The following is a 16,672-nucleotide window of genomic DNA, read 5'->3' as shown; positions in this document are numbered from 1 at the left end:
GCTTTTCGGGCGCGGGCGGCTCCTGCGCGGGCGGGGGCGCCGGCGGTTCCGGTTTGGGCGCAGGAGCCTTGACCGCATCATCCATGGCTCAGGCCTCGCTCACACATGGACCCGGAGGGGCCGCGCGCTGACGGCCATTGTCACGCCGCCGCAGAGCCATCGGATTTCGCGCCGAGCCGGCGGTAGAAGCGCACGATGATCTCCTCCACCAGCAGCATCACGACGACGACGACGATGAGAGTGATGATCCCGTGGAAAACTCCCGAGAAATGCACCTGATCGCCGAAGGCGAGGGAAAGCGCCTCCAGGATTACGAATTTCGAACCGAACAGGACCAGCCAGGCGCCGAAGAAGCGCATGAACTTCATGAAGCCGCCCGGGCGCGCCTTGAAGAATTTGGCGACGACATGCTCGATCGCGATGGTCACCTTCAGCAGTATCTGAAGGAGCACCGAGGCCAGCACCATGACGGTGAAGGAGGCGACGTGAACCTTGTCCCAGTACTCGTCGAACAGGCCCAGGACGAGCAGGTCGATCAGCATCCCCGTGAAATAGCGGGCGAACGTCCGCTGGCGGTCGGAGGGCGCCTCCACCGTGGCTGGCATCAAGCTGTCGTTCGTCGCTGTCATGCTGCCCCTCTGGTTCACTGACGCCCGGACGCGAAGCCGCGCGAGCAGAGACGCCATCTATCCGGGTGTTCACGGCGCCAGACATCAGGTTTGACCCCTAGAAGCGGCGCGCCGTGTGCCGAGGAACCGGGCCTGAGGCGCTAGGGACCTGCGCGTCCATCCGGTGGAAAACCCGCGACGAGTTGGGTCATCGGCGTCTGGTCGATGCGAATGGTCCCGCCCTGCGGTCGGTCGAGGTCGAGGATCAGCAGAATGGCGAGCGTCAGCAGGGTGAACAGGATCACCGTGGTCGCGCGGTGACGGGCCCGGGCTCCGGTCAGCCCGTAGCCGAGTACGGCCGCGGTCAGCAGGGTGTAGAGGACAAGGCCCCTCAGGATCGTCAGGGGTACACGTGCATCGTTCATCGCTTCCCGCTCGACGCCGATGTCGAGCACGGAATTGATGGAGGCGCCTACGAAGGCCGCCAGCGGCGTGGGCGCGATCGGGGTCAGGGACGAAAGCGCCGCGGCCTGCAGCGCGCTGCGCTGAACGGCCGAGGAACGGGCCAGCGCGGGCCTGTCCGCCGCCCCGGCGAGGCCGTAGGCCGCGCGTGTCCGGGCGTAGCCCCGCAGCAGGTCGGCCAGTCGCCCCCCGTCCGGACCGCTAAGCAATTGCACCCGCATCTCGGCGGTGCCGATGGCGTTGGCTTCCTCTGTCACCAGATGGCGGCGCCCTTCAAACCGGTCGACGGAAAGGCCGAAGGTGAAGGCGATCAGAAGCGCCAGCAGGCCCAGAACACCGGAAAGAAGGAACCCCTTGTCAGAGGTCTCCTCGTTCGAGTCGCCGGCTCCGGCGGACACGCGGCGTCGCAACCAGCCGCCGACTTCCCGCATGAGGCATTGCGCCAGAAACAGCAGCGCCGCGATGAGGAGCAGGGGGGCGTCGTTGATGAAGGCCGTAAGTCCGTCCATGGCGACCTCGCTCCTCCGGAGACCCGTCCGGCGGTTTCAGCCGTCTTCGCTGAAGGCCGTGCTGAACTGGCCGTCGCGCAGTCCGCCGATGATCCAGGTCATCGTGAACCCGTCAACGAACCCGAGCTCATAGGTTTCGTAGAGCACGCCGCCCCGGTCTTCCGCCTTCAGCAGGGTGATTTTCTGGATGTCGCCGAAACGCTCAAGAGTGAGTGCGATCTGCTGGATCCGGCGCTGACACGCCAGCTGAACGCCCGCGGACATGAGTTCGGAGCAGGTCCCGGTCCGGGCGTCGGTGACGATCCGGGTCAGGGCCTCGGCGTACTGCCCGCCCTGGGCCTCCGCGGCTTGGCTATCCTGCGCCAGGACCGGAAAGGCCAGCAGGGACGCAGCTGCCGCCCCGCACAGAGTTTGATGGATGCGCATGATCGCCCCTCGTTCCTGCCGCCGACGATAGGCGGGCGGGCAGGGCGGGCAATCAGGCCTTTCCCCGGTAGGGCGCGATCCGGCGCCGGGGCGAAGGCGGCGTCGTCAGGGCCGCTTTCTGATCACCAGATTGCGGATTTCGGTCATGTCTTCCATGGCGAACCGGACTCCCTCGCGGCCCAGACCGGAGTCCTTCACGCCGCCATAGGGCATGTTGTCGACGCGATAGCTGGGCACGTCGCCGATCAGGACGCCGCCGACCTCCAGCACCTCCCACGCCCGCATGGCCTTGTGGATGTCGCGGGTGAAGATGCCCGCCTGCAGGCCGAAGCGGCTGTCGTTGACCTCTTCCAGCGCTGCCTCGAAGTCGGAGAAGCGCGACAGGATGGCGACGGGGCCGAACGCCTCCTCTTCGCGGATCTTCAGGCCGCGGCCGACGCCCTCCAGCAGGGTCGCCTCCAGCATCGCGCCGTCGCGCCGCCCGCCGCACAGCAGGGTCGCACCCGCGGCGGTCGCCTCGGCGATCCAGTCCTCCAGCCGACGGGCCTCGCCCTCGTCGATCATGGGGCCGATGAAGACGTTCTCGTCCTGCGGATCGCCGGAGATCAGGGCGCGGGTCTTTGCGACCAGCCGGTCGCGCAGGGCGTCATAGATCTCGTCGTGGATCAGGATGCGCTGCACCCCGATGCAGGACTGGCCGGACTGGTAGAAGGCCCCGAAGATGATCCGGTCGGTCGCGTCGTCCAGATCCGTATCCCGGTCGACGATCACCGCGGCGTTGCCGCCGAGCTCCAGCACCACCTTCTTCTTCCCGGACTTCGCCTTGAGCGCCCAGCCCACTTCCGGCGAGCCCGTGAAAGACAACAGCTTCAGCCGGTCGTCGGTGGTGAACAGATCCGCCCCGTCGCGCGTGGCCGGCAGGATGGAGAAGGCCCCCCTGGGCAAGTCCGTCTCGGCCAGCACCTCGCCGATGATCAGCGCGCCCAGCGGCGTGCGCGAGGCGGGCTTCATCACGAACGGGCAGCCCACGGCCAGCGCCGGAGCGATCTTGTGGGCCGCGAGGTTGAGCGGGAAGTTGAACGGGGAGATGAAGGAGCAGGGGCCGATCGGGACCCGCTTCCACATGCCCTGATACCCCCTGGCGCGGGCGGAGATATCCAGCGGCTGGACCTCTCCGGTCATGCGCACCGACTCCTCGGCGGCGATGCGGAAGGTGTCGATCAGCCGGCTGACCTCGCCGCGGGAATCCTTGATCGGCTTGCCCGCCTCAATGCACAGGGCATAGGCCAGTTCGTCGGACCGTTCCTGAAAGCGGGTGACGCAGTGGGCCAGGACCGCCTGACGCTCGTAGGCCGCCATCTCGGCCATGGGACGGGTCGCCTCGACCGCCGCGCCGATGGCCCTGTCGATGGTCGCGGCGTCGGCCATGGCCACCCGCGTCGCCACCTCGCCCGAGTATTTGTCGGTGACCGCAAGATCCTGATTGGGGGTCAGCGCCTCATTGGCCAGGTACAGCGGATACGAGGGCTTCAGGGTCGGCATGAGGGTCGCTCCGGGATGGGATTGCGACCAGCCTACAACGCAGCACGCGCATCAGGCACGTGGTTATTCATAGGGTTACGTGACGGAAGGCCGCCGGACTGAGGTCGTCACGCGCGGTGGCGGACGACCTCAGGACCGGATCAGACCTTGGCCGGCTCGTAGCGCGGCGACAGCAGGTGGATGACGAACAGGGCGATCAGATAGGCCGAGGCCGCGACCACGAAGATGGGCGTGTAGCTGCCGATCTTGTCGAGGACGTAGCCGGCGTATTTGGCCATGGCCATGCCGCCGAAGCCGCCGATCATGCCGCCGATGCCGACGACCGAACCCACCGCCGAGCGCGGGAAGACATCCCCCGGCATGGCGTAGAGATTGGCCGAGAAGCCCTGGTGGGCGGCGGTGGCGATGCCGATGATCAGGACGGCGGTCCAGACGTTGGACGCCATGCCGGCGAAGGCCACCGGGACGACGGCGAGGGCGCAGATCAGCATGGTGAGCTTGCGCGCCGCATTCAGGCTCATGCCCCGCTTGAGGAACTGGCTGGACAGCCAGCCCCCGCCGATCGAGCCCACGTCGCTGAGCAGATAGATCGCGATCAGCGGCGGGCCGAACGTCAGCAGGTTGAGGTCGTACTGGGTCCCGAGGAAACCGGGCAGCCAGAAGAGGAAGAACCACCAGATCGGGTCGATCAGGAATTTGCCCAGCGCATAGGCCCAGGTTTCCTTGACCGTCAGCAGCTTCAACCAGCCGATCTTGTGGGCGGGATCGGGCGCGTCCTGGGCGATGTAGTCCAGTTCTTCAGGCGTGACCTTCTTGTGCTCGCCGGGGCGCTTGTAGACCATGAACCAGACCGGCACCCAGATCAGGCCCGCGGCGCCGACGATGATCAGGGCCATCCGCCAGTTCGGATCCTCGGCCGTGCCCAGCCACACCGAGGCGATCAGCGGGATGATCAACGGGGTGACGATCGCCCCGATATTGGTGCCGGCGTTGAACAGGCCGACGGCGAAGGCGCGTTCCTTCTTCGGGAACCACTCGGTCACGGCCTTGATGCCGGCCGGGAAGCCGCCGCCCTCGCCGATGCCGAGGGCCAGTCGGGCGAAGATCATCTGGTTCAGGCTGCGGACGCCTGCGTGGGCGATGAAGGCGATCTGCCAGATGATGAAGGCGATGCCGAAGCCCCAGCGGGCCCCGATCCGGTCCACGATCCGGCCCCAGAGCAGGTAGGACACCGCATAGGCCGCCTGGAACCAGAAGATGATGTTGGCGAAGTCGCCCTCGGTCCAGCTGAACTCGGTCATCAGGGTGGGCTTCAGCACCCCGATCGCCTGACGGTCGACGTAGTTGATCACCATGGCGGCGAACAGCAGCCAGACAACCACCCAGCGGTACTTGCCCGCGGGCGCAGGTTGGTTCGCGGTTGCCCCTGCAACGTTGCTCATGATCCCTCGTCCCGTTCGTTTCCGGCCGGTCCGCCCTGTTCCCGGGCGGTTGTCGGCGACGTCAGACCGCAGAATGCGGACGCATGGTAACCGGTGTCAATGCCTGTTCGTGCGGAACCTACAGGTATCCGCCGACCTGCCAGGGGACGAACTCGTTGTCGCCGATTCCGAGCGCTTCCGACTTCGACTGTTCGCCCGAGGCGACCGCCAGCATGCGGGCGAAGATGATCTCGCCCATGGCTGTCAGGGAGACCCCGTCCAGAACCGGCGAGGCGTCGATGTCTATGTCCTCGTCCATCCAGCTGGCGACGCGGGCGTTGGACGCCAGCTTGATCGACGGCGCCGGCTTGGCCCCGAAGACCGAGCCTCGCCCGGTGGTGAAGGCCAGCAGATTGGCGCCCGAGGCGATCTGGCCTGTCGCCGAACAGGGGTCGTAGCCGGGACTGTCCATGAAGCTGAGACCCGGTGCGGTCACAGGCTGGGCATAGCCGATGACGTCGTTGAGCGGCGTGGCGCCCGACTTGGCGACGGCGCCGAGCGACTTCTCGAGGATGGTCGTCAGCCCGCCTGCAAGATTCCCGGGCGAGGGATTGTTGTTCAGCTCCATGCCGTGCCGGTCAGCATAGGCGCGCCACCAGTCCAGCCTTGCGAGCAATCGGTCCGCGACCTGGGGCGACGTCGCCCGTCGCAGCAGCAGGTGCTCGGCTCCCCAGATTTCCGGCGTCTCGGACAGCATGGCCTTGCCGCCATGGGCGACCAGCAGGTCCACGGCGGCGCCGAGGGCGGGGTTGGCCGTTACGCCCGACCAGCCGTCCGAACCGCCGCATTGCAGGCCGACAGTCAGATGGCCGGCGGACACCGTCTGGCGCCGCGAGGCCGCTGCGTCGGCGATCATCTCGCGGACGACAGCGATCCCGGCCTCGATCGCGCGGCTGGTTCCGCCGGCCTCCTGGATGGTGAGGGTGCGCAGGTCGGCGTCGGGCTGGAGACCCCCCTTCGCCAGCCAGTCGGGAATCTGGTTCGCCTCGCAGCCCAGGCCGACGACGAGGACGGCGGCGAAATTCGGATGCCGGGCGTAGCCGGCCATGGTCCGCTGCAGGACGGCGGTGTCCACGCTCAGGGACGAGCCTCCGCAGCCGCCCTGATGGGTGAAGGCCACCACCCCGTCGACGCCGTCGGGCAGGGACGCATCGGGGAACGCGTCGGCGATCCGGCGGGCGACCGTCGCCGAGCAGTTCACGCTGGTCAGGACGCCGATGTAGTTGCGCGTGCCGACCGACCCGTCCGCGCGGACGTAGCCTTGAAAGGTCGCGCCGGAGAGCGTTTTGGGGGCCTGAATATCGACCCCGATCGAGGCGCCGGCCCGGGCCGCGCTCATAGCCAGATTATGGGTGTGGACGTGGGCGCCGGCGGCGATGTCGTTGACCGCCTCGCCGATCACCTGACCGTATTTGCGCACCACGCTACCCGCGGCGATGGCGTGGCGGGCGATCTTGTGGCCGGTGGGAATGGCTTCGACGGCCCGTAGGCCGAGGCTCTCGACGACGGCGCCCGGTTCGAGGGTCTCCAGTACGATCGCCACATCGTCGGCGGGGTTCAGCGTCAGGGCGCGTGTCATGCCGCGATCTCCACAGGGGCGGACGCCGCGCCGACGGCGCCGAGGCGGCGCAGGTCGAGGAAGGCCTCGGTGACAGCCCGACGGAACGTCGGGTCGCCGGACAGGGCGCGCGGGAACACCGCCTCCAGATCGAGCAGGGCGGCGACCTTGCCCGCGTCGTCAGTCGCAGCGGACAGTCGGCGTGCGGTTTCGGCCGCCAGTGGGTCCTCGACGGCGACGACCGCGCCGGCCTCGGTCCGTCCCTCCTGCCACCGCATCCATGCGGCGATGCCGAGAGCGATGGCGAGAATGGGCTGGCCGGCCCCGAGACGCGCCTGGGCGGTGGCCAGGAGCCGTTGCGGCAGCTTCTGGGATCCATCCATCGCAATCTGCCGCGTCCGATGGCGCAGAGCCGTATTCGAGAACCGCGCCATCAGCTCGGCGCGATAAGCCGCGATGTCGAGACCGGGCGGGGGGGTGAGCGTAGTTTCCGCCTCGCCCCAGAGCCGCTCGACAAAGGCCTTCAGGGAGGGGACGGCGACGGCTTCATGCACATACTCCAGCCCCGCGAGGGCGCCGAGGTAAGCGAGGGCCGAATGGGCCCCGTTGAGCAGCCGCAACTTCGCGTCTTCCCAAGGACCGACGGCCTCCGTCAGCTGGACGCCGAACCGGGCGAAGTCGGGCCGCTCGCCGGCGAAACGGTCCTCTATGATCCACTGGGTGAAGGGCTCGGTCTTGACCATGCCTTGGTCGGAGACCCCCAGTTCCGAGGCCAGCGCCGCGATGTCTTCGGGCGTCGTGGCCGGCACGATGCGGTCGATCATGGTCTGGGGAAAGGCCCCTTCGGCCGCGATCCAGTCGCGCAGCTCCGGGTCGACCCGGCCCGCCATCTCGAGCACCGCCGAGCGGATGCGCGCGCCGTTGTGCGGAAGGTTGTCGCACGAGATCACGGTGAAGGGCGGCAGGCCCCGGCGGCGGCGCAGGCGAAGCGCGGCGGTCACGAAGCCGGGTGCGGTGACCGGCGCCGACAGGTCGGCCACGTCGGCTGCAACGGACGGATCCTCCAGCTTGAGCGTCCCCGACGCCGGATCCAGATAATAGCCCTTCTCGGTCACGGTCAGGGTGACGATGTGGACGTCGGGCGAGGCCATGGCCTCGACGAGGCCGCCCGGGTCTTCGGACGCGACCATGACGCCCTGCACGGCGCCGATGATCCGCATCGACTGCGTGGCGCCGTCCTCGATCACCAGGGTGTAGAGCCCGTCCTGCGGCGCCAGCTGGTTGCGGACATCGGGCGACCGCAGCGAGGCGCCCAGTACGCCCCAGCGCAGGTCCCCGGCGTTCAGCGCGTCATCGAAGACCACGGCCTGATGCGCCCGGTGAAAGGCGCCGATCCCGAGATGCACCACGCCGATCCGGACCCGGCTGCGGTCGTACGTCGGCCGCGCGACCTGCGGGGGCAGGGCGGACAGGGTTCCGGAGCTGAGCCTCAGGGTCATAGCTTGTAGGCCGCCTTGACCAGATCATAGGTCAGGGCGCGGGCGAGGTCATGCGCCTCGTCCTCCTCCAGCCGGTGTTCGACCACCAGCCTGGCCAGGAAGCCGCAGTCCATGCGCCGCGCTACATCGTGCCGGGCGGGAATGGACAGGAAGGCGCGGGTGTCGTCGTTGAAGCCGACGGTGTTGCGGAAGCCGGCCGTCTCGGTGACCTGTTCGCGGAACCGCCGCATGCCTTCCGGGCTGTCGTGGAACCACCAGCTTGGCCCGAGCTTCAGCGCGGGATAGTGGCCCGCCAGCGGGGCCAGTTCGCGGCTGTAGGTCGTCTCGTCGAGGGTGAAGACGATCAGCGACAGACGCGGGTCCGAGCCGAACCGGTCCAGCAGGGGCTTCAGCGCGCGGACATAGTCGGTGCGGGTCGGGATGTCCGCGCCCTTGTCGCGGCCGTACTGCCGGAAGACCGCGGCGTTGTGGTTGCGGAAGCTGCCGGGATGCAGCTGCATCACCAGCCCGTCCTCGACGCTCATGGCCGCCATCTCGGTCAGCATCTGGCCGCGGAACAGTTCGGCGTCGGCGGCGCTGACGGGCCCCCTGGCGACGCGGGCGAACAGGGCCTCGGCGTCCGTGCGGGACAGGTCGGCGGTGAAGGCCGTCGGGTGGCCGTGATCGGTCGAAGTGGCGCCCATGCCGGCGAAGAAGGCCCGCCGATCCCGATGCGCGTCCAGATAGCCGGCCCAGCTGAGTGTGTCGCGACCGGTCTGTTCGGCCAGGGTCGCCAGATTGGCGTGGAATCCTTCGTAGTCGGGATCGAGCACCGGGTCCGGGCGATAGGCGGTCAGAACCCGTCCCTTCCAGCCCGACGCCCGGATCGCCTGATGGTGCTCCAGCGTATCGATCGGGCTTTCGGTGGTGGTCAGGACCTCGATGTTGTGACGCTCGAACAGGGCGCGCGGGCGAAAGGCCTCGGTCTTCAGGGCGGCGTCGATGACGTCGTAATAGTGGTCCGCTGTTTCGGCGCTCAGACGAACGTCGATGCCAAAGGCCTCGGCGTAGACCCAGTCGTGCCAGATGCGGGACGGGGTGCCGTGGAACAGGTGATAGTTCTCTGCGAACCGGCGCCAGATCGCGCGAGGGTCGGCCTCCACCGGCCCGCTGTCCGCGCGGGGCACGCCCAGATCCTCCATCGGCACGCCCTGACTGAAGAGCATGCGGAAGACGTAGTGGTCGGGCGTGATCAGAAGTTCGGCGGGATTGGCGAACGGGGCGTTGTCAGCAAACCACGACGGATCGGTGTGGCCGTGAGGGCTGATGATCGGAAGGTCGCGGATTTCGGCATGCAGCCGTCGAGCAACTGAGCGCGTCTCGGCGTCCGCCGGAAACAGGCGATCGGGGTGAAGATGGAGAGGCTGCGTCACGTCTGGTTCCCGGTCACTGAAGCCGGTGAACATCCCTGTTCCGCATCGGCGGATGCAGAAAGACACCGGTTACCGTGACTCGCAACCATTCTGCGGCGCGTGGCGCCGAACTAATGCCGTATCGGAAGACTGATCGTCGCGGTGAAGCCCTCGGACCCTCTGCTGGTCGTCAGCGAGGCTTCGGCGCCGTAGGTCGCCATCAGACGTTCGCGAATATTGCGCAAGCCGGTGCCGGTACCGGTTGCGGCGGACAGGCGGCCCTGGCCGTCATCGCTTACGGACAGCTTCATATGGTCGCCCGATCGGCGCGCCGTAAGCGTGACATTGACCGGTCGGGCCACCGGCGCGACGGCGTGTTTGATCGCATTCTCTATCAGCGGCTGCACGAGGAAGGCGGGCATTGGCACGTCATAAAGACCCTCCTGAATGTCTATCTCAACGACAAGGCGATCCCCGAAGCGAACGCGCTCGACGTCCAGATAGGCCTGCAGCGCTTCGGATTCGTCGGCGAGGGTGACAGCGGCGGCGTGGTCGGCCAGCAGCGCTGCGCGCAGGAAGGCGGCGAGGTTCATCGCAGTGGCGTCCGCCTCCTCAAGCCTCCCGGTGACGATCAGCGCCGAGACGGAATTCAGAGCGTTGAAAAGGAAGTGCGGATGCAACTGCAGCCGCAGGGCATTCAGTTCAGCGCGCTGCGCGGCGCCCTGGGCCTGGATCAGCCTGCGCTGGGACAGCAGCAGGCTGTCGGCCATGGCGTAGCAGCCGAACACCCAGAAATAGATCATCAGACTGATGCGCGGGCCTGCGTCGGACTCGCCTTGCGGGGTTCGAAAAACGAGGCCGGCCCACTCGCCCGGCGGCACAAAATTTCGCGCCACCCAGGAGGAGATGTGCACATCGAGTAGCGTCTGGAGCCCTGCGAGGGCGGTGACGGCGAGCCCCGCCAGCAGCCATCGTCCGGCGCCCTGCATACCCTCGGTGCGACGCATGACCTCGTGCATCGGCCAGGTCAGAAGGAGGCCGTGCGCCGTCCAGATGAAAGGAAACAGCATGAGGAGGGGGCTGGGGTTCACGGAAAGGGTCAGCAGCAGATGGCTGACCAGCACGAGACCCCACAACGCCGAAGCCAGGATGATCGAGCTCCACCGGGGGGCCAGGAGTAACGTCGGGAGTCCCGCAGGGAGGCCTGCGCGCAGGGTGGACATTGAGCGAACTCGGTGGGCGGACGGCGTCATCCGGGGGGGAGGTCGAGCTTTCCCCATGAAACTGGCGAACTCAACCAGCCAAACGCCGCGACGGTCCGGTTTGGTCGCAAGCCGGGCGGCGTTCGCAGCGCGGACGGGAATTCCGTCGCAACAACGTCGGTTCCCATCTCGCCGACAGTGATCGACCGCAGGGGCGGTTCTACTCACACCCGTCATCGGAAGACCCTCCAGGAATCGGACCTTTCGCCTGCGGCGTCCCAGGGCGGCGCGGATTCATTTCGTCAGGTCCCGATCGGGACCGCCCCGTCGCCAGGATGCCAGGACATGTTGGACTGCCTAGACTTGGCCCCGCCTCCACCGGCCGTCCGGTCGCCGGGCCGTGACAGCGCGGCTGTCGTCGAACACGGCCAGTCGCTGGCCATGTTTGTCGGGGCGCCATCCGAGATGGCGGGTGTGGAAGATGTTGCGCGGCGGGCCGGGTTCGCGGCGGTTCGCGTCGTCGACGCTGCATCGGCGGAAGTCATGCTGTCCCACCGACCTGCCGATCTGATCGTGCTTGATGGCGGCCAGATCGACTTCGGCGCCTGTCGGAGACTGGCGTCCCTTCGGGTGGGCTCTGTCCTCGTGGTCACAGGCACCGATGACGAGGTCGATCGTGTTCTGGCGCTGGAGCTGGGCGCCGACGACTGTGTTTCTCCCAGTTGCGGCGACCGCGAGCTGGCCGCGCGCATGCGCGCACTCGCCCGTCGCGCTCCCCGTCCCGCCGATGGATCGCACGTCCTGCGCTTCCTCGATTTTCGCCTCGATCTGTTGAAACTCGATTTGCGCCGCCTCGACGGAGGCCGGGTGCCGTTGTCCCGGTCCGAGCTTGAACTGCTCCACCTGTTTCTGAGTAATACCGGCCGCGTCCTGTCGCCGGACGACATCCGGGCCGCCTGCAAGGGCGAACAGTGGTTGAACTCGCGCAATGTGGCGGTCAGGGTCTCACGCCTGCGCCGTCGTCTCCGGGCAGAGTCCGGACAGGATCCGATTCGCACCGTCCACGCGCAAGGCTACATTTTCGACACCCCGGTTGTGCCGGCCTGATCCCCCGCTTATCGACGAACACGGCCGTCAGCGCGACAAAGGGGATCGCATACGGGCCAGCGACGTCTAAAAAGGGCCTTTTCGTGGCTGAGATACAACCGGCATGCCCCAATTGAAGGCTTTGCGTGAGCCGGAAATCCGTCAGGCCCTGGTCATCGCGCTTGTGATCTGGTCTGTCAGCGTGCCGGTGATCATGGCGCCGTCGTTCGCCTCGCCCAATCCGATCCCTGCCTGGGCCTGGTTGGCCCAAGGGCTTGTCGCCCTGTCCGGCTTCGTGCTCACCCCTCCGCTTCTGTGGCTCGTGGGGGCTACCGATCACGGAATGAAACGCCCGGTTCGTCTCGTCCTGATCGTGGCGGCGGTGGCCGTCGTCGCCATGATCCATTCCGCTATCGATGCGGTTGTCCACGACACCCTGAAGTCGGTGTTCCAGCCGGACGTCAAGGGCGCGATGTTCATTGACGACAAGGGACGCATGACGCCCGCTCCCTTGCATTGGTACGTGCTGATGAACTTCATCACCCTGCTGTGGGTGCATGCGGGCGTGACGGCTCTGGGCGCGCTGAGCCAGTTCAATATGAAGGTCCGCTGGCAGGAGGTGGCGAGCGTCGAGGCGCGGGCGGCCGCCAATCAGGCGAAGCTGGCGACGCTTCGTCTGCAACTCAGCCCGCATTTCATGTTCAACACGCTGAATGCGATCTCCAGTCTCATCCTGATCGGCCGCAATGCGGACGCAGAGCGCATGCTGTCGCGTCTGTCCGACTTCCTCCGCGCGTCGCTTGGTCCGGGGGAGTCCGAACTGGTGTCCCTCGCGTCGGAGCTCTCGGCCGTGAGCGCCTATCTGGACATCGAGAGCCTGCGATACGATGGCCAGCTCGAGGCGGAGGTCGTCAGCGATGAAACCCTTCATGAAGCCATGGTGCCCACCTTCCTCCTCCAGCCGTTGGCGGAACAGGCGATCGCGCATGCGGTCAGCCCGCCGAGGCGACGGGTGATCGTCCGTCTTCACGCCTCACGGGACGAGGACGGCAGGCTGATGGTGATTATCCGGGCCGAGGCCGCGGATGGAACCGGGTCGTCAGAGCCTCCGCCGCTGGATCTCACGACCGTGCGCAGCAGACTGGCCGCCGTATATGGCGAACGGGCCGAGATTGAAGGCGTGTCCGACGCCGGCGCGTTCACCGCCACTGCCCGGCTGCCGCTGGGCGACGACTATGCTGGAGCAGAAATCCAATGACTGCGTTGCGCGTGCTTCTGGTGGACGATGAACCCCTGGCGCTGGCGCGTCTTGAGGTGGGCTTCCGGGACATCCCCGACACCACGGTTGTCGGTTTCGCCCAGAACGGCGACGAGGCGCTGACCCAGATCGGCTCGCTTCGGCCGGATGTCGTCATTCTCGATGTGAAGATGCCGCTGCGTGACGGCCTGGAGGTCGCCCGGACCTTGACCGGCGATGACGCGCCCGAGGTCGTTTTCGTCACGGCCTATGAGCAGTTCGCCCCGAGCGCCTTCGAAATCGAGGCGGCTGACTATCTGCTGAAGCCAATCCGGTTCGACCGGCTGCGGGTCGCTGTAGAGCGCGCCCGTCGCCGCCGGGCGGCGCGCGACGCCGGCGCCCGGATTGAGGAGCTGGAGAGCGTCGTCGACGCCTTGCGCTCGGAGACGCGCACCGGAACCGACGCGGCGTCGCCGTATGAAAGCGAGTTGTGGGTCCCGAGCCTGCACGGCGTGGTGCGGGTCGCCACCGCATCGATCGTGTGGATCGAGGCCGCACGCGATTACGTCATTCTGCATACCGCGGCGCGCAGCCTCATCCTCCGGGAAACCATGGGGCGGATGCAGGAGCGGCTGGATCCCGCGCAAGCACTGCGGGTGCATCGCTCGGCCTTCGTCAATCCCGCGGCGGTGACCAGCATCCAGCGCCTCGGCAAGGGCCAGATCGCCGTCGTCCTCTCCGACGGCCAGGCGGTGACGGTCGGCCCCAACTATTCGCGGAGCGTACTCAACGCGCTGAACGCTCGCGGCCACCGCTGACACGGCGGCGTTCGTTCTCGCGGGACTGCGATTCAGGCAACTGTCCAGACAGGGCTGACCCGCGGCGCGGCCCCCGCCGCGAACATGGCCGAGGCAGGTTCAGGGATCACGCGCGGCCAAGCCGATACCGGGGTTAGCAACCCCGGTTTCTGTTCAGATTGTTCAGATGCGCGAGGCGTTCCGCCTGCGGCGACGGGGGCGCGGCTTCGGGCTGTTCGGTCGGCGCGGTTGCTGCGGCCGACGCGGCCTGATTTGCGAGGCCCGAAATCGCGCTGGCGGCGACCGCGCCGCCGATGCCGTCGCCGCCGACGCCGAACATCGAGACGCCCTGGGCGAGACCACTGAGCAATCCACGTCCGACCGCGCCGGCCGTCTGCCGATTACGGCTTGCACGCGCCGCATTCGCCGTCTGCTGCCGCACCTCGTTGGACAGGGCGTTGATCTCGCCGACCAGGGCTTCGCAGGTCATGGCGTTGTCGTTCAGACGCACGACTTCATAGTTATTCGCCGACTGCGCCTGCAGCGGGCCCGCGGCTAACGTGGCCGCGACGGCGGCGCTCAGAAACAGACGAAAATGCATGCCGGATCATCCTTGCAAAACTGATGATCCGAACGTGGCGTGGTCAGGGACGGCGATCCATAGCGTTGCGATCAACACCTTCCGACCAGCGACCAGCCGGTCAGGCCTCGTCAAAGGCGGTTCGCCGGGGCGGCAAAAGCGTGATTCCCCGCATCGAGACCCGGTTGGTCGCCGTCATGGCGAAGTTCGTCGCAGCCAGCACGATTTCGTCGCTGGAAAGATGCGTCGCGTCGATGACACCGCCGCGCGGGTGAAAGCTCGTGCTTCGATACCTTCGCCACCTGTCGTCGGGTTCCCTCCTTGGCGGCGGTGGCCTTCCCCCCCCGGAGAAGTATGGAGACCCTGTCTCCGCAGAGTCGTCGGACGGCTTGGCCCCAACCGGTCATCCGACGACTCTTCCCTTGCACTCGGGGGGTCAGTTCAGGTGGAGCAAGCGATGAAAACCGAGCCGTTCAAGATTCAGGCGATCATCACCATCAACATCGACGCCGCCGACGCCTACGTCATTGAAGCGCATCGACAGGAACTGAACACGCTGCTGGCGGATCTGCAGGAGCGTCACGGCGCTGCGCATATGGATATCAAGGCGCGGCGACCGCGCCGGGCTCCGCGCGCCGCGCCGCCGCCCGTGCTGGCTTCCGGTTTCGAGATCGTCCGCGCCCGCTATGCCGGCTAGTCAGTTCGCGCCTTCCAGGAACGCCCTCGTGGCCATCGTCGACATGCTCGACGAGGCCTATGGCGATTTCAGCCTCAACGAACTGGCGACCCTGCTGGCGGTCTGCGAGCATGAGGGCTTGTCGGTCACCAGCGTCGCGCGGGTCTGCCGATTCACCGAGGCCACCGCCTCCAGAACCATCCGGCGTCTCGCCCCGAGCGACATGCCGGGCGCGCTGCGCCCCGCGCGCGGCCTCGTGACGCTTGCCCGTGCGCCGAACGACAATCGCTCCCGCTATGTGTTTCTGACGCCGGCTGGCCGGGCCCTCTGCCAGACCTTCGACGCGCTGATATCGGATTCGTCGCGGGCACGGCTCGTGCCCCTCGACACCCGCCTGACGCCGGACTGCGGGATATCGGACGTAGCGGCGGCCTGAGTTTACCGGACCGGTAGGCGAACCTACAGGTTCAGCAGCCAGATCAACATCACGCCGAGCAGGATCAGGGCAGCCAGCGACAGCGTCACCGTTGCGGCGGCCCGGCCCCCGGCGCGGGCGACGGCGCGGATATCCGTCTGTAGCCCCAGCGCCGCCATCGAGATGACGGTCAGCAGGCTGGACGCGGCGGCGATCGGCAGCAGGAAGGTTTGCGGGATCAGGTTGAGCGAGCGCAGGCCGATCATCAGAACGAAGCCGACGATGAACCATGGCAGGAGGCGATGCAGACCCGGCCGCCCTGCCGGCCGGGTGCGGTCGCGGAACAGAAGCGACAGCGCCATGATCACCGGCCCCAGCATCAGCACCCGCACCAGCTTGACCACGGTCCCGGTCTGGATGGCGGTCAGACCAAACGGCACGGCCGCTGCGAGGACCTGAGGCACCGCATAGACGCTCAGTCCGGCCAGCACGCCGTACTGCATGTCGGTCATGGACAGCGCGGCGCCCAGCAGCGGGAGCAGCAGCACCACCACCACGCCCAGCACCGCCGTGAACGCGATGGAGGTCGCGACCTCCTCGCCGTCGGCGTCAATCACCGGAGCGACGGCGGCGATCGCCGAGTTGCCGCAAATGGCGTTGCCGCAAGCGATGAGCAGGGCCATGCGCGTGTTAAGCCCCAGCAGCCGCCCGATGGCGAAGCCGACGATGATCGTCAGCGCGACAAGGGCGAAAATGCCGAACACCAACGCCACCCCCAGAGACGACAGCGTCGCCGCGCTGACAGACGCGCCCAACAGCACCACCGCGATTTCCAGCAGGGTTCTGGCGCTGAAGGCGATACCGGGGATGAAGCGCGGCCCGGGCGTCCAGACCGCCCGGACCCCGGCGCCCAGCAGGATCGCAAGCACGAGCGTCTCTATCCAGACATCGCCGGCCAGATACTGTTCGAGACTGGCCAGGCAGACAGCGGCCAGGGTGACTGCGAGGCACAGCAGCACCCCCGCCCGAACCCTGCGCCCGAACGCAAGGGCGGAGGCCAGGGGCGGCGGGAAACCGGACGAGGGCAGGGCGGCTTTCAGGTTCGCGTCACTTCAAAAAGAAGGCGCGGCCGTGAACAGCCGCGCCAGGGACAGGACCTATCAGGAGATGTCACGTTCGAACACCTCCGCGGGGTCATGCGAT

The 16,672-nt window shown here is 67.3% G+C and carries 16 protein-coding genes; 5 read left to right on the top strand and 11 right to left on the bottom strand.

Annotated elements, in window-relative coordinates; genetic code table 11:
* Window positions 1-140: 140 nt before the first annotated feature.
* From ASD25_RS23890 to ASD25_RS23850, 9 genes are all read right to left on the bottom strand, one after another.
* Complete coding sequence (locus ASD25_RS23890) at window positions 141-629, bottom strand: hypothetical protein (protein WP_056621131.1); 489 nt, start codon at window positions 627-629, stop codon at window positions 141-143.
* Window positions 630-769: 140 nt separating this feature from the next.
* A complete protein-coding gene (locus ASD25_RS23885; RefSeq protein WP_056621130.1) occupies window positions 770-1,579 on the bottom strand; it encodes a hypothetical protein in 810 nt (269 codons plus the stop codon).
* A 36-nt stretch (window positions 1,580-1,615) separates the two neighbouring features.
* Entirely contained in the window at window positions 1,616-2,005 is a 390-nt protein-coding gene (locus ASD25_RS23880) for a hypothetical protein (protein ID WP_056621126.1), read from the bottom strand.
* Window positions 2,006-2,110: 105 nt separating this feature from the next.
* Window positions 2,111-3,547 (bottom strand): aldehyde dehydrogenase family protein, encoded by a 1,437-nt coding sequence (locus ASD25_RS23875; RefSeq protein WP_056621125.1) that lies wholly within the window; start codon window positions 3,545-3,547, stop codon window positions 2,111-2,113.
* A gap of 140 nt (window positions 3,548-3,687) precedes the next feature.
* Window positions 3,688-4,989, bottom strand: a complete 1,302-nt coding sequence (locus ASD25_RS23870) for an MFS transporter (RefSeq protein ID WP_056621123.1) — start codon at window positions 4,987-4,989, stop codon at window positions 3,688-3,690.
* 118 nt (window positions 4,990-5,107) lie between these two features.
* Window positions 5,108-6,607, bottom strand: coding sequence for a UxaA family hydrolase (locus tag ASD25_RS23865; RefSeq protein WP_056621122.1), 1,500 nt, complete (start codon window positions 6,605-6,607; stop codon window positions 5,108-5,110).
* Window positions 6,604-8,085 (bottom strand): mannitol dehydrogenase family protein, encoded by a 1,482-nt coding sequence (locus tag ASD25_RS23860; protein ID WP_056621121.1) that lies wholly within the window; start codon window positions 8,083-8,085, stop codon window positions 6,604-6,606. Before ASD25_RS23860 ends, ASD25_RS23865 begins: the two co-directional genes overlap by 4 nt.
* Window positions 8,082-9,497 (bottom strand): glucuronate isomerase, encoded by a 1,416-nt coding sequence (gene uxaC / locus ASD25_RS23855; RefSeq protein ID WP_200943705.1) that lies wholly within the window; start codon window positions 9,495-9,497, stop codon window positions 8,082-8,084. Before uxaC ends, ASD25_RS23860 begins: the two co-directional genes overlap by 4 nt.
* Window positions 9,498-9,607: 110 nt before the next feature.
* Window positions 9,608-10,699: a sensor histidine kinase gene (locus tag ASD25_RS23850; protein ID WP_162252098.1), complete on the bottom strand. Its 1,092-nt coding sequence runs from the start codon at window positions 10,697-10,699 to the stop codon at window positions 9,608-9,610.
* Between the two features lie 420 nt (window positions 10,700-11,119).
* Here ASD25_RS23850 and ASD25_RS23845 point away from each other — a divergent pair, with 420 nt between their 5' ends.
* From ASD25_RS23845 to ASD25_RS23835, 3 genes are all read left to right on the top strand, one after another.
* The gene (locus ASD25_RS23845; protein ID WP_162252097.1) at window positions 11,120-11,785 is read left to right on the top strand and encodes a response regulator transcription factor; all 666 of its coding nucleotides are present in this window, start codon (window positions 11,120-11,122) and stop codon (window positions 11,783-11,785) included.
* Between the two features lie 103 nt (window positions 11,786-11,888).
* Complete coding sequence (locus ASD25_RS23840; protein ID WP_082572596.1) at window positions 11,889-13,022, top strand: sensor histidine kinase; 1,134 nt, start codon at window positions 11,889-11,891, stop codon at window positions 13,020-13,022.
* Window positions 13,019-13,819: a LytTR family DNA-binding domain-containing protein gene (locus ASD25_RS23835; RefSeq protein ID WP_200943704.1), complete on the top strand. Its 801-nt coding sequence runs from the start codon at window positions 13,019-13,021 to the stop codon at window positions 13,817-13,819. The genes ASD25_RS23840 and ASD25_RS23835 overlap by 4 nt, the downstream gene beginning before the upstream one ends.
* 133 nt (window positions 13,820-13,952) lie before the next feature.
* On the opposite strand, the gene ASD25_RS23830 is transcribed toward ASD25_RS23835, so the two are convergent.
* The gene (locus tag ASD25_RS23830; RefSeq protein ID WP_056621112.1) at window positions 13,953-14,399 is read right to left on the bottom strand and encodes a hypothetical protein; all 447 of its coding nucleotides are present in this window, start codon (window positions 14,397-14,399) and stop codon (window positions 13,953-13,955) included.
* Between the two features lie 436 nt (window positions 14,400-14,835).
* On the opposite strand from ASD25_RS23830, the gene ASD25_RS23825 reads away from it, so the two are divergent.
* On the top strand, window positions 14,836-15,075 hold the full coding sequence (locus ASD25_RS23825) for a hypothetical protein (RefSeq protein WP_056621110.1): 240 nt from the start codon (window positions 14,836-14,838) through the stop codon (window positions 15,073-15,075).
* 28 nt (window positions 15,076-15,103) lie between these two features.
* On the top strand, window positions 15,104-15,490 hold the full coding sequence (locus tag ASD25_RS23820) for a MarR family winged helix-turn-helix transcriptional regulator (RefSeq protein WP_056621108.1): 387 nt from the start codon (window positions 15,104-15,106) through the stop codon (window positions 15,488-15,490).
* A 23-nt stretch (window positions 15,491-15,513) separates the two neighbouring features.
* On the opposite strand, the gene ASD25_RS23815 is transcribed toward ASD25_RS23820, so the two are convergent.
* Window positions 15,514-16,488: a YeiH family protein gene (locus ASD25_RS23815; RefSeq protein WP_200943703.1), complete on the bottom strand. Its 975-nt coding sequence runs from the start codon at window positions 16,486-16,488 to the stop codon at window positions 15,514-15,516.
* Window positions 16,489-16,672 lie beyond the last annotated feature (184 nt).

It is taken from the genome of Brevundimonas sp. Root1423 (genome assembly GCF_001426805.1).
Note: the sequence above shows the minus strand (reverse complement) of the source record. Positions and strands in the feature narration are given on the sequence as shown.